Origin of the sequence: Streptomyces sp. P6-2-1 (assembly GCF_050613165.1) — a bacterium.
GTDB lineage: Bacteria > Actinomycetota > Actinomycetes > Streptomycetales > Streptomycetaceae > Streptomyces.
This window is the reverse complement of sequence record NZ_CP192513.1, coordinates 593,432-619,095: the sequence shown is the minus strand read 5'-3', so window position 1 is coordinate 619,095 and position 25,664 is coordinate 593,432. Positions and strand designations below refer to the sequence as shown.

At 74.4% G+C, this 25,664-nt stretch carries 24 protein-coding genes and 1 pseudogene; 16 read left to right on the top strand and 9 right to left on the bottom strand.

Annotated elements, in window-relative coordinates; genetic code table 11:
* Window positions 1-88 precede the first annotated feature (88 nt).
* The 4 genes from ACQYWQ_RS02780 (at window position 89) to ACQYWQ_RS02765 (ending at window position 4,075) form a co-directional block, all read left to right on the top strand.
* The gene (locus ACQYWQ_RS02780) at window positions 89-835 is read left to right on the top strand and encodes a PadR family transcriptional regulator (protein ID WP_431039043.1); all 747 of its coding nucleotides are present in this window, start codon (window positions 89-91) and stop codon (window positions 833-835) included.
* Between the two features lie 178 nt (window positions 836-1,013).
* Entirely contained in the window at window positions 1,014-1,679 is a 666-nt protein-coding gene (locus ACQYWQ_RS02775) for a Clp protease N-terminal domain-containing protein (protein ID WP_431032273.1), read from the top strand.
* A gap of 125 nt (window positions 1,680-1,804) precedes the next feature.
* Window positions 1,805-2,812 (top strand): EamA family transporter, encoded by a 1,008-nt coding sequence (locus ACQYWQ_RS02770; protein WP_431032272.1) that lies wholly within the window; start codon window positions 1,805-1,807, stop codon window positions 2,810-2,812.
* Window positions 2,813-3,142: 330 nt separating this feature from the next.
* Window positions 3,143-4,075: a DMT family transporter gene (locus ACQYWQ_RS02765; protein ID WP_431032271.1), complete on the top strand. Its 933-nt coding sequence runs from the start codon at window positions 3,143-3,145 to the stop codon at window positions 4,073-4,075.
* A gap of 153 nt (window positions 4,076-4,228) precedes the next feature.
* Here ACQYWQ_RS02765 and ACQYWQ_RS02760 read toward each other — a convergent pair whose 3' ends face one another.
* Window positions 4,229-4,900: a pyridoxamine 5'-phosphate oxidase family protein gene (locus tag ACQYWQ_RS02760; protein WP_431032270.1), complete on the bottom strand. Its 672-nt coding sequence runs from the start codon at window positions 4,898-4,900 to the stop codon at window positions 4,229-4,231.
* A gap of 94 nt (window positions 4,901-4,994) precedes the next feature.
* Here ACQYWQ_RS02760 and ACQYWQ_RS02755 point away from each other — a divergent pair, with 94 nt between their 5' ends.
* Window positions 4,995-6,332, top strand: coding sequence for an aminotransferase class I/II-fold pyridoxal phosphate-dependent enzyme (locus ACQYWQ_RS02755; RefSeq protein WP_431032269.1), 1,338 nt, complete (start codon window positions 4,995-4,997; stop codon window positions 6,330-6,332).
* 61 nt (window positions 6,333-6,393) lie between these two features.
* On the opposite strand, the gene ACQYWQ_RS02750 is transcribed toward ACQYWQ_RS02755, so the two are convergent.
* The 4 genes from ACQYWQ_RS02750 to ACQYWQ_RS02735 all read right to left on the bottom strand — a co-directional run bounded on the left by ACQYWQ_RS02750 (window position 6,394) and on the right by ACQYWQ_RS02735 (window position 10,229).
* A complete protein-coding gene (locus ACQYWQ_RS02750) occupies window positions 6,394-6,831 on the bottom strand; it encodes a Rieske (2Fe-2S) protein (RefSeq protein ID WP_431032268.1) in 438 nt (145 codons plus the stop codon).
* 149 nt (window positions 6,832-6,980) lie between these two features.
* On the bottom strand, window positions 6,981-9,116 hold the full coding sequence (locus tag ACQYWQ_RS02745; RefSeq protein ID WP_431032267.1) for a prolyl oligopeptidase family serine peptidase: 2,136 nt from the start codon (window positions 9,114-9,116) through the stop codon (window positions 6,981-6,983).
* A gap of 80 nt (window positions 9,117-9,196) precedes the next feature.
* A complete protein-coding gene (locus tag ACQYWQ_RS02740) occupies window positions 9,197-9,649 on the bottom strand; it encodes a hypothetical protein (RefSeq protein ID WP_431032266.1) in 453 nt (150 codons plus the stop codon).
* 61 nt (window positions 9,650-9,710) lie between these two features.
* Window positions 9,711-10,229 carry a hypothetical protein gene (locus ACQYWQ_RS02735; RefSeq protein ID WP_431032265.1) on the bottom strand — a complete coding sequence of 173 codons (519 nt, stop codon included), beginning with the start codon at window positions 10,227-10,229 and terminating at the stop codon, window positions 9,711-9,713.
* Window positions 10,230-10,314: 85 nt separating this feature from the next.
* Between ACQYWQ_RS02735 and ACQYWQ_RS02730 the strand changes: the two are divergent.
* The 7 genes and pseudogenes from ACQYWQ_RS02730 to ACQYWQ_RS02700 all read left to right on the top strand — a co-directional run.
* Window positions 10,315-11,121 (top strand): annotated as a pseudogene (locus ACQYWQ_RS02730) (HipA family kinase); the annotation flags it as partial.
* Window positions 11,107-11,535: a DUF3037 domain-containing protein gene (locus ACQYWQ_RS02725; RefSeq protein ID WP_431039042.1), complete on the top strand. Its 429-nt coding sequence runs from the start codon at window positions 11,107-11,109 to the stop codon at window positions 11,533-11,535. The pseudogene ACQYWQ_RS02730 and the gene ACQYWQ_RS02725, both read left to right, overlap by 15 nt.
* A 287-nt stretch (window positions 11,536-11,822) precedes the next feature.
* On the top strand, window positions 11,823-12,584 hold the full coding sequence (fabG, locus tag ACQYWQ_RS02720; protein ID WP_431032264.1) for a 3-oxoacyl-ACP reductase FabG: 762 nt from the start codon (window positions 11,823-11,825) through the stop codon (window positions 12,582-12,584).
* A 22-nt stretch (window positions 12,585-12,606) separates the two neighbouring features.
* Window positions 12,607-13,371 carry an SDR family oxidoreductase gene (locus ACQYWQ_RS02715; protein ID WP_431032263.1) on the top strand — a complete coding sequence of 255 codons (765 nt, stop codon included), beginning with the start codon at window positions 12,607-12,609 and terminating at the stop codon, window positions 13,369-13,371.
* 258 nt (window positions 13,372-13,629) lie between these two features.
* Window positions 13,630-14,313 (top strand): uracil-DNA glycosylase, encoded by a 684-nt coding sequence (gene ung, locus ACQYWQ_RS02710; RefSeq protein ID WP_431039041.1) that lies wholly within the window; start codon window positions 13,630-13,632, stop codon window positions 14,311-14,313.
* A gap of 93 nt (window positions 14,314-14,406) precedes the next feature.
* Window positions 14,407-14,853 carry a hypothetical protein gene (locus ACQYWQ_RS02705; protein WP_431032262.1) on the top strand — a complete coding sequence of 149 codons (447 nt, stop codon included), beginning with the start codon at window positions 14,407-14,409 and terminating at the stop codon, window positions 14,851-14,853.
* A 65-nt stretch (window positions 14,854-14,918) separates the two neighbouring features.
* Entirely contained in the window at window positions 14,919-15,437 is a 519-nt protein-coding gene (locus tag ACQYWQ_RS02700; RefSeq protein ID WP_431032261.1) for a GNAT family N-acetyltransferase, read from the top strand.
* Between the two features lie 3 nt (window positions 15,438-15,440).
* Here the strand turns inward: ACQYWQ_RS02700 and ACQYWQ_RS02695 are convergent, their stop codons facing one another.
* The 4 genes from ACQYWQ_RS02695 to ACQYWQ_RS02680 all read right to left on the bottom strand — a co-directional run bounded on the left by ACQYWQ_RS02695 (window position 15,441) and on the right by ACQYWQ_RS02680 (window position 19,641).
* Entirely contained in the window at window positions 15,441-15,812 is a 372-nt protein-coding gene (locus ACQYWQ_RS02695; protein ID WP_431032260.1) for a hypothetical protein, read from the bottom strand.
* A gap of 63 nt (window positions 15,813-15,875) precedes the next feature.
* Window positions 15,876-16,685 (bottom strand): copper homeostasis protein CutC, encoded by an 810-nt coding sequence (locus ACQYWQ_RS02690; protein WP_431032259.1) that lies wholly within the window; start codon window positions 16,683-16,685, stop codon window positions 15,876-15,878.
* Entirely contained in the window at window positions 16,682-18,259 is a 1,578-nt protein-coding gene (locus tag ACQYWQ_RS02685; protein ID WP_431032258.1) for a M81 family metallopeptidase, read from the bottom strand. The genes ACQYWQ_RS02690 and ACQYWQ_RS02685 overlap by 4 nt, the downstream gene beginning before the upstream one ends.
* A gap of 119 nt (window positions 18,260-18,378) precedes the next feature.
* A complete protein-coding gene (locus ACQYWQ_RS02680; RefSeq protein ID WP_431032257.1) occupies window positions 18,379-19,641 on the bottom strand; it encodes an ROK family protein in 1,263 nt (420 codons plus the stop codon).
* Window positions 19,642-19,970: 329 nt separating this feature from the next.
* Here ACQYWQ_RS02680 and ACQYWQ_RS02675 point away from each other — a divergent pair, with 329 nt between their 5' ends.
* The 4 genes from ACQYWQ_RS02675 (at window position 19,971) to ACQYWQ_RS02660 (ending at window position 25,646) form a co-directional block, all read left to right on the top strand.
* Window positions 19,971-21,770 (top strand): peptide ABC transporter substrate-binding protein, encoded by a 1,800-nt coding sequence (locus tag ACQYWQ_RS02675; RefSeq protein WP_431039040.1) that lies wholly within the window; start codon window positions 19,971-19,973, stop codon window positions 21,768-21,770.
* Between the two features lie 179 nt (window positions 21,771-21,949).
* Window positions 21,950-22,909, top strand: coding sequence for an ABC transporter permease (locus tag ACQYWQ_RS02670; RefSeq protein ID WP_431032256.1), 960 nt, complete (start codon window positions 21,950-21,952; stop codon window positions 22,907-22,909).
* Window positions 22,906-23,805 carry an ABC transporter permease gene (locus ACQYWQ_RS02665; protein ID WP_431032255.1) on the top strand — a complete coding sequence of 300 codons (900 nt, stop codon included), beginning with the start codon at window positions 22,906-22,908 and terminating at the stop codon, window positions 23,803-23,805. Before ACQYWQ_RS02670 ends, ACQYWQ_RS02665 begins: the two co-directional genes overlap by 4 nt.
* Window positions 23,802-25,646: a dipeptide ABC transporter ATP-binding protein gene (locus ACQYWQ_RS02660; RefSeq protein ID WP_431032254.1), complete on the top strand. Its 1,845-nt coding sequence runs from the start codon at window positions 23,802-23,804 to the stop codon at window positions 25,644-25,646. The genes ACQYWQ_RS02665 and ACQYWQ_RS02660 overlap by 4 nt, the downstream gene beginning before the upstream one ends.
* The last annotated feature ends 18 nt before the right edge of the window (window positions 25,647-25,664 follow it).

Below are 25,664 nucleotides of genomic sequence, written 5' to 3'. Positions count from 1 at the left end.
CGGTGGCGTGAGGAAACGCAGAGAAGGAGTGAGTGTCATGCGTGGTTACGGACACGACTTCGAGAACGGCATGCAGGACATGCGCGCGATGCGCGGCATGGGAGACGGGCGCGGGCGCGGGGGCCACCACGGTGGCGGTCGTGGGCGCGGGGAGTACGAGGGGCGGCGGGCCGCCTTCGGGCCGTTCGGGCCCGGGCACGGGGGCCGTGGTGGTCCCGGCGGCTTCGGGGGCTTCTTCGGTGGTCCCGGTGGCTTCGGTGGTCCCGGTGGCTTCGGGCCGGGCGGCCCCGGTGGCGGGCGGCGGGGGCGGGCGCGGCGCGGTGACGTGCGCGCCTCGATCCTCGCGCTCCTCAAGGACCGCCCGATGCACGGCTACGAGATGATCCAGGAGATCGCCGAACGCAGTGGCGGCGCCTGGAAGCCCAGCCCCGGTTCGGTCTACCCGACCCTCCAGCTCCTGGAGGACGAGGGCCTCATCGTGAGCCGCAGCGAGGGCGGCAAGAAGCTCTTCGCGCTCACCGACGAGGGCCGTACCGCCGCCGACGCCGGGCCGGACGCCCCCTGGGAGGAGGCCGGCAAGGGTGTCGACTGGGAGGCGCTCGGCGAGATCCGCCAGGCCGGTTTCGGACTCATGGAAGCCTTCGGGCAGGTCTGGAAGACCGGCAGCAAGGAGCAGCGCGACCGCGCCGTCGCCGTACTCAACGAGACCCGCAAGCGCCTCTACCTCATCCTCGCCGAGGACGAGAACACGGAGGCGGCGGACCCGGAGGGCACGGGCAAGGACGCGGGCCCAGGCAAGGACGACGCCGCGGGCGAGCGCCCCTCCGGTGACTGAGCGCAGGGGCCCGGGCCCCGCGCGCGCACCCGGCGACGGGCCCCGTACACGGGAGAGCGTGCGGGGCCCGTCGCCGTTCCCTTCTCCGCCGGGCGGGGGAAGGATCTCCTCCGCAAGGAGGAGACAGTGGGGCGAAAGCCCCACCCAGCGCGGGAGGCGAGAACCGTCCCGCCCGCCGATGACCGGACCGCCGCGCCGTGGTGAAGTGGAGGACGTGCAGCGTTGCAGTTCGTCGGTACCCGGCCCCCGTGACTCCGCCCCGGACCCCGCGGCGGGGCTCAGCGGAGCCCTCGCCGGAGTCGTCTCGGGCGCCCGCCGCCGCGCCGTGCGCGACGGCGACGAACAGATCGACACCGCACACCTGCTCCACTCCCTCCTCCAGGAGGACCCGCACTGCCGCGTGGTCCTCCGCCCGCACCTGGCGCGCCTCCTGGGGCTTCTCGTCCAGCGCAGCATCGGGTACGGGCTGCGCTGGCAGGGCACCGTCGAGGACTCGGGAAGCCTGCCCGCGCTCGGCCACGCGGGCTGGTCACCGGCCGCCAGTCTCGCCATGCGGCGGGCCCGCGAGCGCGCCGCGAGCCGCGGTGAGGCCGCCGGCCCCCGCCCCGTCGACCTCCTCGCCGCTCTCGCCGCCGACCAGGACTGCCGCGCGGTCGCGCTCCTGCGGGACGCGGGCGGGGAACCCGGGCCGCTCCTTGCCGCGCTGGACGCCGAGGAGGCCGAGCCCGGGACCGAGGCGGGGTATCGCGAGGGGGACGAGTACGTACGGCCCCTCGACGTGGCGGACCTGCGGGCCCGTCACAGTGACGCGGCGGAGCCGCGCGCCCGTCACGGTGAACCGTAGGAACGGCTTCGCCTTCCCGGCCCCTTCACCCCGTCAGTACCAACGCGGGTGACGCACCTGACGGCTCCTGTCATGATGGCCCCGTTCGCCGGGGCCGAGGGGGCGCGGGCGGGAGGGGCGGGACGATGGGCGGGACGGGGACGCGGGAACGCAAGGGCGTGGGGCTGGGGCTCGCGCTCGTGTCGGCGCTCGCCTTCGGTGGCTCGGGCGTCGCGGCGAAACCGCTCATCGAGGCCGGGCTCGACCCGTTGCACGTGGTGTGGCTGCGGGTCGCCGGTGCCGCGCTCGTGCTGCTCCCCGTCGCGTGGCGGCACCGCGCGCTGCCGCGGGCGCGGCCCGCGCTGCTGCTCGGGTACGGGCTCTTCGCGGTCGCGGGGGTGCAGGCGTGCTACTTCGCCGCGATCTCGCGCATCCCGGTCGGTGTGGCGCTGCTCGTCGAGTACCTGGCGCCCGCGCTCGTGCTCGGCTGGGTGCGCTTCGTGCAGCGCAGGCCCGTGAGCCGGGCAGCGGCCGTCGGGGTCGTGCTCGCCGTGGGCGGGCTCGCGTGTGTCGTGGAGGTCTGGGCGGGGCTGCGCTTCGACGCGCTCGGGCTGCTGCTCGCGCTCGGGGCCGCGTGCTGCCAGGTCGGCTACTTCGTCCTCTCGGACCACGGTACGGAGTCGGCGGAGCCGGAGCGGACTCCGCCCGCGCCGCTCGGGGTCATCGCCTACGGGCTGCTCGTCGGCGCCGTCGTCCTCACGTTCGTGGCGCGGCCGTGGGGCATGGACTGGGGCGTGCTCGGCGGGCGCGCCGAGATGGACGGGACGCCGGTCGCCGCGTTCCTGCTGCTCGCCTGGATCGTGCTTCTCGCGACCGTCGTCGCCTATGCCACCGGGGTCGTCTCGGTGCGCAGTCTCTCGCCGCAGGTCGCGGTGGTCGTGGCGTGCCTGGAGGCGGTCGTGGCGACCGTGCTCGCGTGGGTGCTGCTCGGCGAACACCTCTCGCCGCCCCAGCTCGTGGGCGGATTCGTGGTCCTGGTCGGCGCGTTCGTCGCGCAGACGGCGACCCCGGCGGGGGCGGGCGGGGCCCGCACGGTCGCCGAGGGCGGCGCGGTTCCTCTGGAGACACGGGAGGAAGTCCCGGACGCGCGCTGACGCTCCGCCGTACGTCGCCGTGGGCGCGGAGCCGCTCGACGGCCTCGCGGGCGGGCCGACGCCGTGCGGTGGGGCGAGGCCGCGAACCGTGCCCCGGATGCGCCCCCCACGGTCCCGGCCGGTACGGCGGGACATCCCCTAGGGTGATCCCCGTGTACGCGCGAGCGCTCGTTCTCCCGCCTCCCGCCCGCTGAGCGCGGGCTGAGGCCGTCGGCCGTTCCGCCCCCGTACGACGTGGGGCGTGGGCGTTCCTCGTGCTGCCCGCGGAAGTCCCGGCCGCGCCGCCCCGGCGCCCCGGCGTCCTCTGACTTCTCGCGGAGAACCTTTCTCGTGTCGTACGCCGTTTCCGGCCGCCCCGTGGGGCGCGGCCTGCTCTCTCTCGTCGTCGCCGGGCTCGCCTGGGGCACCGCCGGTGCCGCCGCAGCCCTCCTCTACCGCTCCTCCGGGCTCGGCCCGCTCGCCCTCTCCTTCTGGCGGTACGTCGGCGGGCTCGCGCTCCTCCTCGCCGCCCGCGCCCTGCGGCCCGCCGTCCCCCGGCCCGCCGCTCCGGTACGGGGCGGGCTCGCGCGGACCCTTGTGCAGGGGCTCGTGCTCGCCGCTTTCCAGTCCACGTACTTCCTCGCCGTGCGCGACACCGGTCTGGCGGTCGCGACCGTCGTCGCGCTCGGCTGCGGGCCCGTCCTCATCGCGCTCGGGGCCCGGCTCGGCTTCGGCGAACGCCTCGGCGCGGGCGGAGTACTGGCCGTCGCGGCCGCGCTCGCGGGGCTCGCCGTGCTCGTGCTCGGCGGGGGAGGGGCGACGGTACGGCCCGCGGGGGTGCTGTGGGCGCTGGCCTCGGGGATCTCGTACGCCGTGCTGACCCTTGTCACGCGCGGGGCGGCGCGCGCGGGCGGCGGGCGCGACGCCGTGACGACGACGGCGTGGTCCTTCGGCGTCGGGGCGCTCGTCCTGCTGCCCTTCGCCCTCGCCGAGGGCGCGTTGCCGGGGAGCGGCGCGGACCTCGGCATCACGCTCCTGCTCCTCGGCTACCTCGCCGGGGTGCCGAGCGCTCTCGCGTACGTCCTCTACTTCGCCGGGGCGGCGGTGGTCCGCGCGGCGACGGTCGCCGTGATCATGCTGCTCGAACCGGTGAGCGCGGCGGTCATCGCGGTCCTCCTGCTCGGCGAACGCCTCACGGGCGCGACGATGCTGGGCGTGGCCCTGCTGCTCGCGGCGGTGGCGGGACTGGCGGCCCAGGAACGGAGGGCGGGGGAGGAGGAGTAGGGGTACGGGTACGGGGCGGGGACGGCCTTCCGCGCCGAAAGAGAGCCCCGACCGCGGCGGCCTTCCGCGCCGAAAGGGCGGTGCCCCGGCCGGTCGCCCGCCCCGGCCGGTCGCCCGCCCCGGCCGGTCGCCCGCCCCCGCTCTCGTACCGCCTCAGTCGCTCAGGTACTCCGGGAGCGGGACCGACGGGTCCAGGTCCGCCGCCGGTTCCGGGGTGCCGTACGCCCGCCGGACGGGGACGACGCCGGACCAGTACGGGAGGGCGAGGTCCTCGGGCTCGTCGTTGGGGCCCCCGGTGCGGAGCTTGGCGGAGACCTCGGCGAGGTCGACGCGCAGGACGGCCGTCGCGGCGAGTTCCTTGGCGTTCGCGGGGCGGGAGTCGGCGGCGCGCCCCGCGACCACCTGGTCCACGATCGCGTCGAGCGCCGTGCGCTTCTCGGCCTCGTCCGTCACCTGCCGGGCGATGCCCTGCACCACCACGGAACGGTAGTTGATCGAGTGGTGGAAGGCGGAGCGGGCGAGGACGAGGCCGTCGACGTGGGTCACCGTGAGGCACACGGCGATGCCGGGGTCCTGCCGCGCGTCGCGCAGCGGGCGCGAACCGGTCGAGCCGTGCACGTACAGCGTCTCGCCGCGCCGCGCGAAGAGCGTCGGCAGCACGACGGGCGCGCCCTCGCGGACGTAGCCGAGGTGGCAGAGGGAGGCGCTGTCGAGTATCGCGTGCACCGTCGGCCGGTCGTAGCGGGCCCGCTCCGGGGCGCGGGTGGGCTTCGTGCGGGGTGTGGGGCCGTAGGGCTCGGTGGACTCGGCGGGCTCGGTGGTCATGCGGGTCTCTCCTCGCTGCGAACGCACGGTGTGCGGTGGGACGGTCCGCGGGGACGACTTGCGTCCTCGATTGCACTAGTGCAAAATGTTGTTTGTGCTAGGAGAGTATCGGATTTCCGGGCGGCGTGCCGCCGATATCGCCGCTGACGTGGAACAAGCCGTTGGACGGGGGGAGTTGGGGCCTGGCGATGTGCTGCCGCCGATGCGTGAGCTGGCCGCGGACCTCGGCGTGAACCCGAACACGGTCGCCGCCGCGTACCGCACGCTGCGCGAGCGCGGGGTCATCGAGACGGCCGGGCGGCGCGGGAGCCGGGTGCGGGCGCGCCCGGTGACGACCTCGCGCGACGCCGCGAGGATCGCCGTGCCGCCCGGCGCCCGCGACGTCGCGTCGGGCAACCCCGACCCCGCGCTCCTGCCCGCGCTCGCGCCCGCCTTCGCCGAGGCGGCCGCCGCGGCCGACGCGGGCCCTGTCCTCTACGGGCACGCCCCCCTCGACCCCTCGCTCGCCTCGCTCGCTCGCGCCTCCTTCACGGCGGACGGGGTGCCGGACGGCCCGCTCGCCGTCACCTCGGGTTCGCTCGACGCGATCGAACGCGTCCTCGGCGCCCACCTGCGCCCCGGTGACGCGGTCGCCGTCGAGGACCCGGGCTGGGGCAGCCTCCTCGACCTCGTGCCCGCGCTCGGGCTGCACGCGGTCCCTGTCGCCGTCGACGAGGACGGCCCCGTGCCCGCCGACGTGGCCCGCGCGCTCGCCGCGGGGGCCCGCGCCCTCGTCGTCACCGAGCGCGCCCAGAACCCGACGGGCGCGGTGCTCACCGCCGAACGCGCCGCCGTGCTGCGGCGGTCGCTGGCCGCGCACCCCGAAACGCTGCTCGTCGAGGACGACCACGGGCACGGCATCGTCGCGGGCGCCCCCGTACCGCTCGCGGGCACGACGCGGCACTGGGCCTTCGTCCGCTCGGCGGCCAAGGCGTACGGTCCCGACCTGCGGATCGCCGTGCTCACCGGGGACGAGGTGACGCTCGACCGCCTGCGCGGCAGGCAGCGGCTCGGCCCCGGCTGGGTGAGTCACGTGAGCCAGCGCGCCCTGGCCCACCTGTGGCGTACGGGCGCCGTCGACCCCGTACGTGTCGCCGCCGCCTACGACGCGCGGCGCGCCGCCGTCATCGGGCGGCTCGCGGCGCACGGCGTGCCCGCCCGCGGCCGCAGCGGCATGAACGTGTGGGTCCCCGTCCCCGACGAGACCGCCGCCGTCGCCCGCCTGCTCACCGAGGGCTGGGCCGCCGCGCCCGGCGCCCGCTTCCGCCTCGCCTCGGGTCCCGGCGTCCGTGTCACGGTCTCAGGACTCGACGCGCCCGCGCTCGACGCGCTCGCCGACGCGCTCGCGCGGGCGGTAGGGGGCGGGGCGGGCGAGCCCAGGACGTACGTCTGAGGAGGAGCGGAGGGCCTACGTGGGCGCCTCCGCACCCGTACCGCGCCTTCCCGCGCGGCCGTCAGGCCAGCGTGATCGTCCCGCCCGTGACCTGGAGCTTCAGCTCCTGCAGCGGCGAGGTCGCCGGGGGGTGCTTCACGGAGCCGTCCTCGATGGAGAACTTGCTGCCGTGGCACGCGCAGTTGATCGTGCCGCCCGAGACCCCGGCGACCGGGCAGCCCGCGTGCGTGCACACGCTCGTGAACGCCTTGAACTCGCCCTTCGCCGGCTGGGTCACCACGACCTTGGCGTCCGGGAAGATCTTGCCGCCGCCCTCCGGGATGTCCGCCGTGCTGCCGAGCGTCGTGCCGTGGCCGCCGGCCGCGGCCCCCGACGAGCCCTTGGAACCCGACGAGGAGCCGCCGCACGCGGCGAGGAGCGCGGCGAGACCGCTCGCCCCCGCGGCGGCGACGAAGGTGCGGCGCGAGGCGCCGGAGCCTGAGGGGTGGAGCACGGTCATGTCGGATTCCCTTCCGGGGCACGAGGACGCGCGAGGCGACAAGAGTACGGGCGGGGCGCGCGGCGCGCCGCCCCTATTGTCCGCCCCGCGCGCTCCGCCGTGCGGCCGGGGCCGACCGGCACCCCCGCCGCTCGCTCACCGGCCCTCTGTCACTCGCGCGTCCGCACCCCGAGCGCCCTGCCGAGCCACCTCACCTCGTGCCGCAGCAGCGCGGCGGCGACCGGCGTGCCCACCACGCCGTGCCCCGCCCCCGGCAGCGGCAGCACCTCGTGCGGACGGCCCGCGGCGAGCAGCGCCGCCGAGAGGCGCAGCATGTGGGCCGCGCTCACGTTCTCGTCGGCGAGGCCGTGCACGAGCAGCAGCGGGCGGCGCAGGCGCGGCGCGTCGTCGAGGAGCGAGGAGGCCCGGTACCCCTCGGGCAGCACCGCGGGATCACCGAGGAAACGCTCCTCCCAGTGCGTGTTGTAAAGGGCCCGGTCGGCCGGTGCCGCACCCGCGACGGCCGCGTGGAAGGTCTCCGGGTGCCGCAGCACCGCCCCCGCGGCGAGGTACCCGCCGTAGGACCAGCCCCGGATACCCACCCGGCCCAGGTCCAGGTCGGGGCACGCCTCGGCCGCCGCGCGCAGGGCGTCCACCTGGTCGGCGAGCGGAGCCGTGAGCCGGTCCCCGTGGATCGCGTACTCCCACGGCGCGCCGCGCCCGGGCGTACCGCGCCCGTCCGTGATCAGCACGGCGAAACCGTGCTCGGCGAACCATTGCGCGACCGCAGCCCACCACGTACGGGCCCGCACCACGAGCCCCAGTCCGTAGCCCCCGTACGGGCTCAGGAGCACGGGCAGCCGGGTGCCCGGCGCGTGCCGGGAGGGCAGGAACAGCGTGCCGCGCAGCGCGCGGGCGCCCAGGCGGAGGTGGCGGGGGCGGGGGAGGACGAGGGGGGTCTCCTCAAGGGAAGGGAGAACGGCGGTACGGGGGCGCGCCACCCGCGGCGCCCCGGCCGCCTCGCTGTCCGCCTCGCTGTCCGCCTCGCTCGTGACCCGTACCGTACGGCCCTCGGGGCCGAGCCCGTCGAGCACCAGCGTCGGCCCGCCCACCGCGCCCTCGTACACGCCCGGCCCTGGGCCGCTCAGGCACACGGGCGCGCCCCCCGGCGTCCACGACCACACGTGGACCTCGGTCGGGTCCGTCCCCGCGCGCAGCACCACCTCCTCGCCGCGCACTCCCAGCACCTCGCGCACCTGAAGGCCCTCCGGCGTCGTCGCCGCACCGGCGGCGAGACCGCGCGTACCGTCGGCGAGGACGTGCGGCAGGACGAGGACACCCGCCCCCGTGCGCACCGGCGCGCCGGGAAGCAGCGCCACCCAGTACGGGTCGTGCTCCTCGGCGAGCGGGCACGCGGAGCCGTCCGCCGGATCGATCGCGAGAGTGCGCACCGAGCGCTGGTCGCGGGTCTGCACGCTCGCCCAGGGCCCGTGCGCGTCCCAGCCCGCCGCCGTGAGGTAGGTGAACTCCGCCGCCTGCCACGGGGCTCCGGGGTGTCCGGCGCCCGCACGCTCCGGGAGCGCCACGGCCCGTACCCCGCTGCCGTCCGCCGCGACCACGTGCAGGCTCGTGACCGCGTTCGCCGTGCCCGCCGCCGGGTAGCGCAGCACACGCGGGGGCCGCTCGGGGCGCGCGGGGTCGCCGAGCCAGCGGCGCGCGACCGCGCTCTCGTCGGTACGGGCGACGAGCAGCGCCGAGCCGTCGGGCGCCCACCAGTACCCCTCCTCGCGCCCGATCTCCCCGCGTGTCACGACGTCGGGCAGCCCGTACGCGACGTCGGGGCCCTCCGGCGCGATGAGACACAGCACCGCGCCCTCGCGGCCGGGCCACCGCACGACGTGCGGCGCGCCGTCCCGCACGAAGGCGAGGTGTTCGCCGTCGGGCGCGAGGCGCGGCGCCCGCGCCTCGCGTATCCCCGGCAGGGGACGCGGCACGCCGGGCACCCGCGTGTCGAGCGCGGCGAGGGTCCCGCCGGGGAACGAGACGACGACGTGCCGCGCCCGCGCGTCGGCGGTGTACGCGGTGATCCCCGGCTCGGTGAGCGGCCGCTCGGCCGCCGCCCCGGTCTCGTACGACCACAGCCGCAGCGCCGCGTCCGTGCCCGAAACGGAGCGCAGGAAGAGGACGCGACGGCCGTCGTCCGAGACGGTGAAGGCGTGCGGGCGGCCCCGGGAAAAGCGGGCGGAACGGGCGAATTGCTCGGGAAAATCGCGCAGTTGTGCCTGGAGGGGAGGGGTGGGAGTCATGGGGCACTTTAGGCACACGGGTGGCGCGGCTGTCAGGTGAATCCGGGGGCGGCCCCATTGCCTCCCGGGCCGACGTGACCTCAGCCCGTGGCCGTGGCCGTGGCCGTGGCCGTGGTCGTCTTCGCGTGCGTGTCTGGGCCCGCATCGGTGTCTGGGCCCGCATCGGTGTCCGCGTCCGCGTCCGCGTCCGTGTTCTCCAGGACGAGCCGGATCTCGGTCACTTCGTAGCCCGCGCGGTCGAAGGCGGCGGCCATCGGGGTGTGGGTCGTGGCCGTCGTCGTGGTGTTCCGTTCGGCGCCCGCGGCCGCGTGGACGCGGGTGATCTCGCCCAGGATCTCGTCGATCAGGCCCTTGCCGCGCAGCTGAGGCACGACGCCCAGGCAGCCGACGTTGCGGTGGTACGGGGTCGCCGAGGGCACCGCGAGACCGGCGAGGCCGCCCCCGGGCAGCCCGGCGCGCCGCCACCAGGAGCGCTCGCCGGGGCAGCCGAGAGAGAACTCCGGTTCCTCCTGGGCGAGTTCACGCGGGGTCATGGTGCGCAGCTCCTCCTGGGTCGCGAGATCGAGGCTGCCTTCGGAGACCCGTACGAACGCCTCAAGGAACTCCTCGTCCGTGCCGTCCCCGGACCGCAGCCGACCGCTCGCCCCGGCACTCCCGCCTGGGGGTCCACTTGTCGCGCAGGCGCTGGATCTCACGGCTCGGGCCCGCGCGCGCACCCGCCGTGCGGCGCAGGTCCACGGCGGCCCTGAGTACGGGATCGCCCTCCCAGCCCGTCGGGAGCGAGACGTGGTACCGCGCGCGGGTGCCGAAGACCGCGTGCCCGGCCGCTGGGAGGTCAGCGGCGACGGCGGCAGGGGCGGCGACCGAGGGCAGGACCTGGAGGCAGTCGAGCGCGGTCGGGCGCTCACTGCCGGGGCGGCCCCACCACAGCGCTCGGGCGAGCACGCGCGCCTCCTCGGCCTCGGCGAGGCGGACCCACTCGGGGCGGAAGCGACGCGCGTCCGCCTCCTCGCGGATCTTCCCCGGCGCGAACGGCGGGACGGGCCCGTCGCAGGGGGAGGCGAGGGCCCGGTCGAGGCCGGTGGGGTCTGCGGCGGCGGAGAGGGAGCGCATGGGGCAGAGGGTGCGGACGTGGCCGTGCGGAGGGAATGATTGTCGGACGAGGGGGACCCGTGTCCCTGCCGCTAACCTGCACCTCATGCTCATCGAAGCCCCCGTGACCCGATACCTGACCCCGCTGCGCGAAGGCGGCTCCCTGCCCGGGCTCGTCGAGGCCGCCGACGGGGAGCTGTACGTGCTGAAGTTCAGCGGGGCGGGGCAGGGGCGCAAGACGCTCGTGGCCGAGACCGTCTGCGGTCTGCTCGCCGCGCGGCTCGGGCTGCGCGTGCCGCCGCTCCGCGCGCTCGACCTCGATCCGGTCGTCGGTCTGGGAGAGCCCGACGAACAGGTGCAGGGGCTGCTCAAGAACAGCGGGGGGCTCAATCTCGGGATGGGGTACCTGGCGGGCGCGCTCGGCTTCGACCCGCTCGCGTACGCCGTGGAGCCGCGCGAGGCCGGGCGCGTGCTGTGGTTCGACGCGCTCGTCGGCAACGTGGACCGCTCCTGGCGCAATCCCAACCTCCTTGTCCACGCGGGTGCGGTGTGGCTCATCGACCACGGCGCCACGATGATCTGGCAGCACAACTGGCCCGCGGCGGCGGCGTCCGCGCTGCGCCGCTACGACGCGCGCGACCACGTCCTCGCCCCCTTCGCGCCCGATCTCGCCGCCGCCGACGCGGAGTTGGCCCCCCTCGTCACCGAGGAGCTGCTCTCGGGCATCCTCGCCGAGGTCCCCGACGTGTGGCTCGAAGGCGAGCGCGGATTCGACTCGCCCGACGCGGTGCGCCACGCGTACGTGGACGCGCTGCTGCGTCGCGCGGACGGTCTGTCCGGCCGCGTGGACCTGCCCGACGCGCCCCCCGCGCCGCCCGTCCCCGTCTCGGGCTGGCGGCTGCCCGACGACGGCGCCCCCGTACCCGTACCGCCCGCGCCCGGCACCGGGACGCCACAGGTCTTCGAGTACGCGGCGCTGCGCCTCGTCCCGCGCGTCGACCGCGGCGAGTACGTGAACGCGGGCGTCGTCGTCTACCAGCGCGCCACCGGCTTCGTCGCCGCCCGCACCCGCCTCGACGGGGCGCGCCTGCGCGGCATCGACCCCGGTGCCGACGCCGAGGGTGCCGCCGCGCTGCTGCGCGCGGTCGAAGCGGTGTGCGGCGGTGGGAGCGCGGCCGGGGCCGCGGCGGGCGACGACGCGGGCCGCCGCTTCCGCTGGCTCGTGGCACCCCGCTCGGCCCTCCTCCAGCCCGGGCCCGTGCACACCGGGCTGACGCGGGCGCCCGGGGCGGAACTGGACCGCTTGCTGGAGCGGCTCGTTCCCTGAGGGGGCCGTGTCCCTGAGGGGGCATGGCGCCGGGGGCGGGTCTCGTACGGCCGCCCGCCCCCCCCGGGGGGCGCTCGGTCCGGCGCGTTCTCGCGCGAGAGGGATCACACGCGGCCGCGCGCCCGGGCCGTTGACACCCGGTGCCACGCCTTCTAGCGTCACTTCCACCCAAGGTACTAAGCGGTCGCTCATTCGCGCGCGGTAGTGTGAGGAGCCCGCCGCGCGAGCGCCCACGCGGCCCTCCGTACCGGGCGTCGAGGCTTCCCCAGGGACGAGGAGAACACCACATGTCCACCACCGAGCAGCGCGTAGCCGTCGTCACCGGTGCGGCGCGCGGAATCGGCGCCGCCACCGCGATCCGCCTCGCCGATGAGGGCCGTGCCGTCGCCGTCGTCGACCTCGACGAGGCGGCCTGCGAGGACACCGTCGAGAAGATCACCGCCGCGGGCGGCAGGGCCCTCGCTGTCGGCGCCGACGTCTCCGACGAGGCGCAGGTCGAGGCCGCCGTCGCGCGGGTCGCCGCGGAGCTGGGCGCCCCGACGATCCTCGTCAACAACGCGGGCGTGCTCCGCGACAACCTGCTCTTCAAGATGAGCGTGAGCGACTGGGACACGGTCCTCGGCGTCCACCTGCGCGGCGCCTTCCTCATGGCCCGCGCCGTCCAGAAGCACATGGTCGACGCCACGTTCGGCCGCATCGTCAACCTCTCCAGCTCCTCCGCGCTCGGCAACAGGGGCCAGGTCAACTACTCCGCGGCCAAGGCCGGGATGCAGGGCTTCACGAAGACCCTCGCCATCGAGCTGGGCAAGTTCGGCGTCACCGCGAACGCCGTGGCCCCCGGCTTCATCGCGACCGACATGACGGCGGCGACCGCCGAGCGCGTCGGCATGGACTTCGAGGACTTCCAGAAGGCCGCGGCCTCGCAGATCCCGGTTCAGCGCGTCGGGTACCCCGAGGACATCGCCAACGCCATCGCCTTCTTCACCGCCGACGCGGCCGGTTTCGTCTCGGGCCAGGTCCTGTACGTGGCCGGCGGCCCGCTCAACTGAACACCCGGAAGGACAGCACCAGATGACTGAGCAGCAGCGGCCCGACACCGGAGAGGTCGCCCTCGTCACCGGGGCCAGCAGGGGCATCGGCTACGGCATCGCGGAAGCCCTCGTGGCACGCGGCGACCGCGTGTGCGTCACCGGGCGGGGCGAGGAGGCACTCAAGGAGGCTGTCGAGCGCCTCGGCCCCGACCGCGTCATCGGCGTGGCGGGCAAGGCGCACGACGAGGCCCACCAGGCCGCCGCCGTCGCCGCGACGATGGAGGCATTCGGCCGCGTCGACCACCTCGTCAACAACGCGGGCACCAACCCGGTCTTCGGCCCGATCGCCGAACTCGACCTCAACGTGGCCCGCAAGGTGTACGAGACGAACGTGCTCTCCGCGCTCGGCTTCGCGCAGCAGACGTGGAAGGCGTGGCAGAGGGAGCACGGCGGCACGATCGTCAACATCGCCTCGCTCGCCGGGATCTCCGCCTCGCCCTTCATCGGCGCGTACGGGATGAGCAAGGCCGCGATGGTCAACCTCACCCTCCAGCTCGCGCACGAGTTCGCGCCCGTCGTGCGCGTCAACGCGCTCGCCCCCGCCGTCGTCAAGACGAAGTTCGCCGAGGCCCTGTACGAGGGCCGCGAGGCCGAGGTCGCCGCCTCGTACCCGCTCGGCCGCCTCGGCGTCCCCGAGGACATCGGCGGCGCGGCCGAGTTCCTCACCTCGGACCGCTCCGGCTGGATCACCGGGCAGACCCTCGTCCTGGACGGCGGCATCTTCCTCAACGCGGGCGTGGGCTGAGCGCCCGGTCCCGGCAGCGGCGGCCGGAGTGGACCGCACGGCCCGCCGCCCGGCGCGCCCGTCCTCGTACGCGGGGCGTACGGGGGCGGGCGCGCCGGGCGTGCGTGGGGAACTCCGTGCGCCGGGGCGGCCGCGTGCGCAGGGCGGACGGTGGCGTTCCCGTGTGGCCGCCGGGCGGGCGCGGCGGCGGCATTGTCGGTGGCTCCCGGTAGGTTCGGTGACGTACCGAGCGCACACCCGGAGGTTGTTGACGTGACCGTGACCCCTGCCGCCCCGCTTCCCGCGTCCTGGAGCGGCGTACTCGGCGAGGAGCTGGAGCAGCCCTACTTCGCCGAGCTGATGGCCTTCGTCGCGGCCGAACGCGCGGCGGGCCCGGTCTACCCGCCGCAGGAGCAGGTCTTCGCCGCGCTGGAAGCGACCCCCTTCGAGGACGTCAAGGTCCTCGTCCTCGGCCAGGACCCGTACCACGGAGCGGGCCAGGGCCACGGCCTGTGCTTCTCCGTCCGGCCGGGCGTGCGCGTCCCGCCGTCCCTGCGCAACATCTACAAGGAGATGCACGCCGAGCTGGGCACCCCGATCCCCGACAACGGCTACCTCATGCCGTGGGCCGAGCAGGGCGTCCTGTTGCTCAACGCGGTGCTCACCGTCCGCGAGGGCGAGGCGAACTCGCACAAGAACAAGGGCTGGGAACGGTTCACCGACGCCGTCATCCGCGCCGTCTCGGCCCGCAGGGACCCGGCCGTCTTCGTCCTGTGGGGCGCGTACGCGCAGAAGAAACTGCCCCTCATCGACACCGAGCGGCACGTCGTCGTCAAGGGCGCGCACCCCTCGCCGCTCTCGGCGAAGAAGTTCTTCGGCTCGCGCCCCTTCACGCAGATCGACGAGGCGCTCGCCGCACAGGGTCACAAGGCGATCGACTGGCGTATCCCCGACCTGGGCTGAGCCCCGCCTGAGCCGCGGGGGCCCGGGCTGCCGTTAGCGTGCCCGTACCGCCGTCCGCCCGGCGACGGTGCGGGCGGCGAGCGGAGGCGGCCGGTGCGGGGACAGCGCGAGGACACGAGGGACCACGACGTCGCGACGCGGATCGGCCAGGCCGCGCTGCTGCTGCACGCGGGGGACAGGGCCGAGGCCCGCGCGCGCCTCCTCGCCCTGTGGGAGGAGCTGCCGCGGGGCCAGGACCCGCACCGCTGCGCCCTCGCCCACTACCTCGCCGAGGCCGAGGACGAGCCGGCCCGCCGCATCGACTGGGGCCTCGTCGCCCTGCGCGCCGCGGGCTCCGGCAGCCGCTCCCTGCTGCCCCGCCTCCGTCTCGCCCTCGCCTCCGACTACGCCCGCATCGGCAGGACCAGCGAGGCCCGCGCCCACCTCGTCAGGGCCCGCGAGGCGGCCGACGCGCTGGTGGCGGGGCCTTACGCGGACGCGGTACGGGCGGCGATCATCCGGCTGGGCCAGCGCCTGGGGGAGGAGCGCGGCGGCGCGTGAACGCGGCGCGGGCGGCCAGGTGATCCCGCCCCACAGCGTGCACGGGCGCCGGTAGCCTGCCCGCCATGACCACACCTGCCGCCGCCGACTGGCCACCCGCCGCGATAGCGACCGAACGCCTCGTGCTCCGCGCCGCCGAGGCGCGGGACCGGCCCGCGTTCATCGAACTGTTCGCCTCGGAGGAGGTGGGCACCCACCAGGGCGGGGCCAGGCCGCGTGCGGAGCTGGAGGAGGCGGTGCCCGACGTGCCGGGACAGCGTCCCGGTTTCTTCGTGGTCGCCGTGGCGGGGGAGATGGCAGGCGCGGTGACACTCGACCTGCGCGGGACGGGCGAGACCGAGCTGGGGTATCTCTTCCTGCCGCGGGTGTGGGGACACGGCTACGCCACCGAGGCGTGCGGGGCCGCGCTCGCCTGGTGCGCGCGGACGCGGCCCGGCGCCCCCGTGGTGCTGACGACGCGGACGGCCAACGTCCGCTCGATGCGCCTCGCCGAGCGGCTCGGCTTCACCGAGGTGAAGAGGTTCCACGAGTGGGGCGCCGAGCAGTGGCGCGGGGAGTGGTCGCCCGGGGCCCCCGCGCGGTGAGCCTCAGGCGCCGTCCACCGGCGTGAGCGGGTCGGGCCGCGAGAGGACCCGGGCGAGCGGTGCCCCCTCGCGCGTGGCGACCCGGCGGCGGGCACGCAGAGCGGCGCGGGTGCGGGGGCGGTACTTGGGCTCCTTGCCGCACCCGCAGCCCTCGCGTCCCTCGTACGTGAGCCCCGCGGCGAGCACGACGGCCACGACGGACCACGCGCGCCGGTCGCGCCGGGGCGGCGGCGCGAAGTCGTGGCCCGCGCACACCAGCCCCGCCCCGCAGCCGGGGCAGGGCCGGACCCGCCGCGTGACGTGCCGCTTGAAGCTCAGGCGGCAGTGCACGCACACGTGATGCTGCTTGTAGCTGACCTCGGCCCAGAAGCACATGGCGGCAGGCTAAGGGGCGACGTGCGCGGAGCACCAAGGCATTTCACGGGGGCTGTCCCGCCGTCAGGCGGTCGCCTCCGCCCCTGTGCCGGGGGCTCGCCGCGCCTCCGCGACCGTGTCGAGCGCCCGCCGTGCCTCCGCCACCACCTCCGCGTCCGTGACGAAGTGCGTGTCCTGCTCCGCCGAGGCGCTGGAGGCGCCGAGGGGGACCCAGGCGGCGGAGCCGCGGACCGGGGCGCGGCGCTTCGCCGAGAGATGGACGGCGGCGATGCCCGTCGCTGCCAGGGCGGGGATGTCGTCGGGGCGTACCCCGCCACCCGCCATGACCTGCACGCCCGGCGCCGCGGAGGCCATCGCCGCGAGCCGGTCCAGGCCCTGCCCCGCGGCCGGTGCGCCGCCCGATGTGAGGACCCGGGTGAGGCCGAGTGCAGGGAGCAGCGCGGCCGTCGCGACCGGGTCGGCCGATACGTCGATCGCACGGTGCAGCGTCACCTCGGCGGTGGGGTCGGCCTCGTGGGCCGCGTCGCGGAGCCGCGCGACGGCGCTGACGTCGAGCGTGCCCTGCGCCGTGAGCGCGCCGATCACCACGCCCCGCGCCCCCGAGGCGATCACCGACCGCACCTCGGCGGCCATGAGGGCGATCTCCTCGGCGTCGTGGACGAAGTCCCCGGGGCGGCAGCGCACCAGGACCTGCACCGGTGGCCCCGCGTCGGCGACGGACTCGACGAGCGCGGCCGAGGGTGTCAGCCCGCCCAGTTCCAGGCCGGTGCACAGCTCGACGCGGTCGGCGCCGTGCTCGCGGGCGACGCGGGCACCGGCCGCCGAGGTGACCGCGATCTCCAGCGCGGGACGGGACGCCCCTTCGCCGTTCACTCCTCGTTCCCCGTGAGCGCCCGGTCGGAGGCCGGGATGATGCGGGCGGTCAGGTCGGGGTCGGCCATGTCGCGGTCGAAGGGGAACATCGGGCGGCTGATGCGGTGGTGGCCGAGCCGGACGAGGTCCTGGTCGACGCCGCCGGGCGTGAGCGCCATCTTCCAGTCGTTCGACATGTCGAACAGCTCCGGCTCCAGATAGCCGATCTTGACGATCACGATGTCGGCGGAGCGGGGGTCGAGCGACAGCTCGGTGAAGTCGTGCTCGTGGTGGTACGGCTTGCGGAGCTTCGTGAGGATCGCGTACACGCTGCCGACCCGGATGACGACCTCCGTCTCGGCGTCGCGGTCGCCGTGCCGGACGGCGTGGACGACCCCGGTGAGCGTCACGGGGCCCGCGTGCCGGTCGTCGACGGCGGCACCCGCCGTGACGGTGACGGTCGCGCCGACCCCGGCGGCGACGGCGGTGGCGACCGCCTCGGGGCCGGGGACGGAGGCGTAGAGGACGGTCGGCCCGTCCTCCTTCTGGAACTCGGGCCGTTCCAGGAGCCGCGTGAGGCCCCACGTGACGTCGCCCGCGCCGCCCGCCGTGGGGTTGTCGCCGGTGTCGCTGATGAAGTACGGCTTCCGCTCGGAGGCGAGGGCCTCGTCGAGGAGTTCGTCGTACGTCCCGGTCGGCGCGACGAAGTCGAAGTCGCCGCGCGCGTCCCAGAACCCCCGGGCGAGGCGCTCGGCCCCGCGCGCGACCGCCTCGGTGTCCTCGCCCGTGACGACCACGACGGCGCGGTTGCGGGGTTCGTCGGCCCAGGCGTAGCCGACCCAGATCGCCGCGTCGGTCACGCCGTCGGCCGCCTCGACCTCGTCGACCGCCGCGTACACGCTCTTCGCGGGCTCGATACGCGTCGACGTCTGCTCGCCCGCGAGGAGCACGGGCACGGGAACCCACGCCTTGACGGGGCGGGGCGCGCCCGTCGTCAGGAGATCGACCAGATTGCGTACCGCGCGCTCCTTGGTCTCCATGTGGTCCTCGTGCGGTGCCATCCGGTAGCACGTGATGAGGTCGCTGCGGTGGACGAGCGCGCGCGAGACGTTGCCGTGCAGGTCCATCGAGGTCGAGACGATCACATCGGGGCCCACGGTGGCGCGGATGCGCTCCAGGAGGACCGCCTCGGCGTCGTCGATGCCCTCGACGGTCATCGCCCCGTGGATGTCGTACCAGAGACCGTCCAGTCGCGGCAGCGCGGCGAGCCGCTCGATGAGTTCGTCGGTGAGCGCCTGCCAGGCGGCGGCCGTCACGGTCCCGCCGGGGAGCGACTTGCCGACCAGGGCACCGTGCCACTCGGCGGCCTCGCGCAGGGGCGCGCCGGGGGCGAGGAAGGGGTACCGGTCGAATATCGCGGCGCCGCGCGCGGGGTGGAAGGCGGCGGCCTCGGTACGGGCGGGCGAGAAGGTGGAGGACTCGATGCCGAGCCCGGCGACGGCGATGACGGGGCGGTCGACGGCGGTGCGGGCCGCGCCGGTGCGGGCCGCGCCGGTCCGGGCTGTGCTGTTCCGGGTTGTGCTGGTGTCGGACATGGCTCCTCGTACGGGGTCGTATGTGCGGGTGCGGGTGCGGGTGCGGGTGCGGGTGCGGGCTCCATCCGGGCGCTTGCTCCGGCCGGAGCCCGCGCCCCCTGATGAGGGCGTGCGGGGCGTCAGCCCCTGGCGGGTGACGGCAGCGCCGGTACGGGAAGGGAGGCGATGCCGCCCGCCTCGCCGAGCGCGCGGGCCAGCGCGCGCTGGAGCGCGAAGAGCCCGGCGCCGACGAGGCCGGCGTCCGCGCCGAGCGAGGCCCGCTCGATGGTGAGGTGTTCCGTGACGAGCGGGTGGCAGCTCTCGTAGAGCTGCCCGCGCACGGCGGCGACGAAGGGTTCGAGGGTGGAGAGGATGCCGCCGAGGTAGACGGCGTCCGGGTTGAAGAAGTTGACGTTGGCGGCGAGGACCTGCCCGAGGTGGTCCCCGGCCCTGCGGACCGCGCGGGTCGCCTCGGGGTCGGCGTCGCCCGCGAGCCGTACGACGTCCTCGGTGCTCGCGACGTCGACCCCGCGCTCGCGCAGGATGCGTACGAGCGCCGCCCCCGAAGCGACCGTCTCCAGGCAGCCGGTGTTGCCGCAGGAGCAGGGGACGTCGGCGCCGCCCGCGTCGACGCGGATGTGCGTGATGTCGCCGGCGGCGCCGGTGGCGCCCCGGTAGAGGCGCCCGTCGGCGATGACCCCGGCACCGATCGCCGAGCCGATCTTCACCATGATCGACTGGCGGTGTTCGGCGGGCCTGACACTTTGTTCGCCGACGGCCATGCAGTTGGCGTCGTTGTCGACGACGGCGGTGACCCCGAAGCGCTCCTCCAGCCAGTCGGCCACGGGGAAGCGGTTCCAGCCCGGCATCCGCGAGGGCAGGACGACGGCTCCCGCCGCGGCGTCCACCGGGCCTGGCAGGGAGAGGCCGACACCCCGCAGCCGGTCACGGCCGCGCGCCGCCGCGAGCGCCTCCAGGTGCTCGGCGAGCCGCGGCAGCGCGGCCTCGGGGCCGTCGTCGATCTCGAACGGGACGCCCGCGACCTCGCGCAGCCCCCCGCCGGGGAGCACGACACCGATCCTGGCGTGCCTGCCACCGACGTCGGCGGCGACCGCGTACTCGTCGTGGCCGCCCACGCGCAGCACCTTGCGGGGACGGCCGCCGGTGGAGGACTGGGTGCCCTCCTCCGCGACAAGTCCCCGCTCGACGAGCTGGGCCACGGTGAGGGAGATGGTGGAGGGAGCCGCGCCGAGCAGCCCGGCGAGTTCGGCGCGGGACGAGGCCTGGCCCGAGGCGACGAGTTCGATGACCCGCGCCGCGAGCGTGGGCGCGCCCTTGGCCGCTGCGCCCTTCGCGGACACGCCCTTGCCGGCCCTGCGGTCCCGTGCACTTATTTCAGTCATGTACGAAGTAACTTCCGCAATGGTGGGTGTGACGGAGACAGTACGCCCGCGCCGTGCGCGGATGACAGCTCCCTGGAGAAAGTTGACGAGCTGTTGGATGAAGAAGAAGCGGAGCAAAACGGCACAGAGTCGCCCATATTTCACGCCTCCGTGGCCGGATACGGCTTTCTTCGGGATCGCAGTAACTTACTTTTTACTAATTCTTGTTTGTTTGTTCGGCCGGTCCGTCGTTGACTGTCGCCGTACAGCGCCGACCCCGCGGCGCCGGCCCGGACTGCCGGGACGAATGCGGGTCCTTTCACCTGAGGAGAGTCATGTCCCTTGCTCGCATGGCGGCCGGTCGCCGCTGGGCCCTGGTCGCGGGTGCCGCCGTCACCACCGGCGCGCTGCTCACCGGGTGTTCCGGCGGCGGAACCTCGTCGTCCGGCTCGTCGTCCTCGGACACCATCAACTACGCGCTGCCCGCGAACTTCACGCCGAACTGGATTCTCCCTGTCGGCACCGCCTCGCACCTCAACACGAACAACTCGTCCATATCCCAGTCCCTGTGGGAGCCGCTCGTCGCCTACGACGGCTCCGCGGGCAAGGTCGGCTGGAACAAGGACAACTCGCTGGCCACCGACGCGAAGTTCGCCGCCGACAGCAAGAGCGTGACGATCACCCTCGGCGACCGGCACTGGAGCGACGGAAAGCCCGTCACCGCGCGCGACGTGGAGTTCTGGTACAACCTGGTCAAGGCCGACAAGGAGGACTGGGCGAGCTACAGCCCGGGCAAGGCCCCGGACAACTGGACCTCCTTCAAGACCGTCGACGACAGGCACTTCACCCTCACCTTCGACAAGGCGTACAACCAGCAGTGGATGCTCGCCAATGAGTTGAGCATGATCCGCCCCATGCCGCAGCACGTGTGGGACAAGACCAGCGACGCCGGCACCGTCTCCGACCTGGACCGCGGCACCGCGGGGGCGAAGAAGGTGTGGGCGTACCTCAACGGCGCGGCCAAGAAGATCTCGGGCTACGCGAGCGACCCGCTGTGGAAGACCGTCAGCGGTCCGTACACCATCAAGACCTTCACGACCGCGGGCAAGGTCCAGCTCACCGCCAACCCCACGTACGACGGCGGCGGCAAGGCCAACATCAAGAACGTCAACCTCCTGCCGTTCACCACGACCGACGCCGAGGTGAACGCGCTCCGCTCCGGCACCGTCGACTACGGCTACATCAACGCCACCGACCTGGGCCAGGAATCGGCCTTCAAGGCCAAGGGCTACACGCTGAAGCCGTGGACCGGCTGGGCGATCACGTACATGCCGTACAACTTCAACAACCCCGCGATGGGCGCGGTGTTCAAGCAGCTGTACGCGCGGCAGGCGATCCAGATGTCCGTGGACCAGGCGAGCCTGTCCAAGGTCGTCTTCAACGGCACCGCCGTCGAGACCTACGGCCCCGTCCCGCAGGGCCAGACCTCGACCTTCGTCTCGCCGGAGCAGAAGAACAACCCGTACCCCTTCGACACCGCCAAGGCCAAGAAGCTCCTCGCCGACCACGGCTGGACCAAGCAGGGCGGCAGCCTGGTGTGCACGAACCCCGGCACCGGCGACGACCAGTGCGGCAAGGGCGTCGACAAGGGCACCAAGTTCGAGATGCAGGTCCTGTCGCAGTCCGGCTCGACCGTGACCGACAACATGATGAGCGCCCTCCAGTCCTCCTTCGCGAAGACCGGCATCGCGTTCTCCATCAAGACCGCGCCCGTCAACTCCGTGCTGTCGCAGGCCGGTCAGTGCAAGGCGGGCGACTCCGGCTGCAAGTGGCAGCTGTCGTTCTTCGGCACCGCGGGCAGCTGGTACTTCCCCGCCTACCCGAGCGGTGACTCCCTCTTCGCGACCGGCGGCGGCTCCAACTTCGGCAGCTACTCCAACCCCGAGGTCGACAAGCTCGTGACCGCGACCACCACCTCGTCCTCCGACGAGGCCATGCAGAAGTACAGCGCCGCGCTCGCCAAGGACCTCCCGGTGGTCTGGCTCCCCGAGCCCGACTACCAGATCTCCGTGGTCAAGGACGGACTGGGCGGCTTCGCGCAGGACTCCCTCGCCAACTTCCACCCGGCCATGTGGAAGTGGACCAAGTAGGTCCGGTCGGTGCCCACGCGGGCCCGCGGAGCCGGCCGGTCACCCCGGCAGGCGGCCCCGGGCCCGCGCGCACCCTCGCGCCCGCGCACCCCCCCGCCGGCTCCCGCGCGGCGGTGACGCCGCCCGTGCCCCGGTGACGCCCGCGCGCCCCACAGAGACGAAGGCGACCGGAAGAACACATGAGCACCTCCTCCTACCTGATCAGACGCGTCCTCCAGGCGCTCGCGGTGATCGTCATCGTGACGATCGTCGTGTTCGGCCTGCTGCACGCCCTGCCCGGCGGACCCGCGCGCGGCATCCTCGGGCCCCAGGCCACCGCGCAGCAGATCGCGCACTTCAACCATGAGCAGGGCCTCGACAAGCCGCTGCCCGTCCAGTACTTCTACTACCTCGGCCAGCTCCTCCACGGCGACCTCGGCACCTCGTACACCCTCAACGAACCGGTGTCGCAGCTCATCACCGAGCGCCTGCCCAAGACCCTGGTGCTCACCGTCCTGTCCGCGCTCCTCGGCCTCGTCCTCGCCGTGCCGCTCGGCATGTGGCAGGCCGTGCGCCGCAACAAGCCGGTGGACTACGTCATCACCACGGTGAGCTTCATCGCCTACTCGACGCCCGTCTACTTCCTCGGGCTCATCCTGGTCCTCGTCTTCAGCCAGGGCCTCGGCTGGTTCCCCTCGCAGGCCCCGCAGGGCGAGAGCGTCGGCCAGGTCTTCGCCGACCCGCAGGCCCTCGTGCTCCCCGTCGTCGCGGGCGCCGCCTCGATGATCGCCGTCTTCAGCCGCTACATGCGCGCGGCGACCCTGGAGAACCTCTCCGAGGACTACGTGCGCACCGCGCGGGCGGGCGGTTCCCGCTCCCGCGCCATCCTGTGGCGCCACGTCTTCCGCAACTCGCTGACACCTGTGGTCGCGATGCTCGGCTACTACGTACCCGTCCTCTTCGGCGGCGCCCTCGTCGTCGAGCAGCTCTTCAACTACCCGGGCATGGGCCTGCTGTTCTGGACCGCTGCCCAGGCGTCCGACTACCCGGTCCTGCTCGGCTGCGTCCTCGTGATCGCGGTCGCGACCGTCGTCGGCACCCTGCTCGCCGACATCGTCCAGCGGGTCATCGACCCCCGAGTGAAGGCAGGACGGGCATGAGCGCCGTCATCCAGCCGGGCAAGGTCCCCGGCACCGCCACCGCGCCCCGCGAGACCTCCGGCGCCAGGCTCGCGGTCCGCCGCTTCCTGCGCAACCGGCTGGCCGTCGTGGGCCTCGCCTTCGTCGTCCTCTTCTTCCTGTTCTGCTTCATCGGTCCGCTCGTGTACTCCACCGACCAGACCCACACGATGCTCGACCAGGTCAACCAGTCCCCGAGCGGCGCCCACTGGCTCGGCACCGACGCCGTCGGCCACGACGAACTCGGCCGGCTCATGTACGGCGGCAAGGTCTCCCTCATCGTCGGCCTCGCCGCGGGTGTCCTCGCGACCGTGATCGGCACCCTGTGGGGCGCCACCGCCGGGTACGCGGGCGGCTGGATCGACGCGTTCATGATGCGCGTCGTCGACGCGGGCATCGCCATCCCCGCGCTGTTCATCCTGCTCGTCGTCTCCGCCATCACCACGCCGGGACTGAGCGGACTCGTCGTCATCCTCGGCCTCGTGTCCTGGCTCGTGCCCTCCCGGCTCGTCCGTGCCGAGACCCTGACGCTGAAGAACAGGGACTACGTGCTGACCCTGCGCGCCATCGGCGGCACGCACGGCCGCGCGATCCTGCGGCACATCCTGCCCAACTCGGTCTCGACCGTCATCGTCGCCGCGACCTTCCAGATCGCCGACGCGATCCTCCTGGTCGCCTACGTCTCCTACCTGGGACTCGGCGTCCAGCCGCCGCAGACCGACTGGGGCGGGATGCTCTCGGCCGGGCTCACCGCCGCCTATTCCGGCTACTGGTGGCTGATTCTGCCGCCCGGCCTCGCCATCATCGTGGTGGTGTGGGCGTTCAACGCGATCGGGGACGGGCTCCGCGACGCTTTCGATGTGAGGGGACGCGGATGAGCGCCACCACCAAGGCTCCCGGGCGCCCGGCACCGGGACCCGTACTCGCACTCGACGACCTCGGCGTCGTCTTCACCACGGAGACCGGCGAGGTCCCCGCCGTCAAGGGCGTGTCCCTCCAGGTCGCCCCCGGCGAGACCCTCGCCCTCGTCGGCGAGTCCGGCTCGGGCAAGTCGACCATCGCGCTCGCCGCGATGGGCCTCCTGGACGCCAACGCCCGTACCACGGGCAGCGCCCTCGTCGCGGGCACCCAGGTCGTCGGCACCCCGGACTCCGCACTCGCCGCGCTGCGCGGCAAGAGCGTCTCGATGGTCTTCCAGGAACCCGCCACCGCGCTCGACCCGCTCACCCGGATCGGCCGCCAGATCAGCGAGGTCATCCGCAACCACCGCGAGATCTCCGCGAAGGAGGCGGCCGCCGAGGCCGTCGCACTCCTGCGCCGCGTCGGCATCCCCGACCCGGAGAACCGCGCCCGCGCCTACCCCTTCCAGCTCTCCGGCGGGCAGCGCCAGCGCGTCGTCATCGCGATGGCCATCGCCAACGAGCCGGGCCTGCTCATCGCCGACGAGCCCACGACCGCCCTCGATGTCACCGTGCAGGCCGAGATCCTCGACCTCCTGCGCCGCCTCGCCGTCGACACCGGCACCGGCGTCCTGCTCGTGACCCACAACATGGGCGTCGTCGCCGACTTCGCCGACCGCGTCGCCGTCATGTACCGCGGTGAGATCGTCGAGACGGGCCCCGTCGAGGACGTCCTGCTGCGCCCCGGCCACGACTACACGCGCCGCCTCCTCGCCGCGGTGCCGCGCCTGTCGGTCGCCTCCACCGCGGGCACGGGCGAGTCCCCGGGAACGGGCGATCCCGCCGCGGAGGCGGGCGAGGCGAAGGCAGGGGCGGTACGTGGCGAGCGTGCCGGTTCCGTACGGCCCCGTACCCCCGAGAAGCCCGTCCCCGAGGCGGAAGCCCCCGCCGGGCCGAGCGCGCCCGTCGCCGGAGCGAGCGCGCCCGTCGCCGAACTCCGCGACATCAGCGTCGTCTTCGGCCGCGGCAAGGGTGCCGTGCGCGCCCTCGACGGCGTCTCGCTCCACGTCGGCCCCGGCGAGACCCTCGGCCTCGTCGGCGAGTCGGGGTCGGGGAAGTCCACGGCGGCGCGGGTCGCGCTCGGCCTCATCCCGCCGACTTCGGGCACCGTCACGCTCTTCGGCGCCGACCTCGGCCGCACCAGGGGCCGCGCCCGCCGCACCCTGCGCTCCGGGATCGGCGTCGTCCTCCAGGACCCCGTGGCCTCGCTCGACGCACGCATGACCGTCGGCGAGTGCGTCGCCGAACCGCTCAGGGTGCACAGCCGCGAGCTGTCGGCCAAGGACCGCCAGGCCAAGGTGGCCGCCGTGCTCGAACGGGTCCGGCTGCCGCGCGAGGTCGCCAGGCGCGCGCCCCGCGAACTCTCCGGCGGACAGCGCCAGCGCGTCAGCCTCGCGCGTGCCCTCGTCCTCGAACCGCGCCTCCTCGTCGCCGACGAACCGACCAGCGCGCTCGACGTGAGCGTGCAGGAAGCGGTACTCGACGTCATCACGGAACTCCAGGAGGAGCTGGGCTTCGCCTGCCTCTTCGTCTCCCACGACCTCGCCGTCGTGCAGCACTTCGCGCAGCGCGTCGTCGTGATGCGCGCGGGGCGCGTCGAGGAGCAGGGCAGTACGGGCACGACCCTGCTGCACCCGGAGACCGACTACACCCGCCGTCTGCTGGCAGCAGTGCCCGTGCCCGACCCGGCGGTGCAGCGCGCCCGCAGGGCCGAACGCCTGGCCACACTCGCCGCGGGCCGCTCGGAGGCACAGGCGTGACCCACCCCCTTCCCCCCA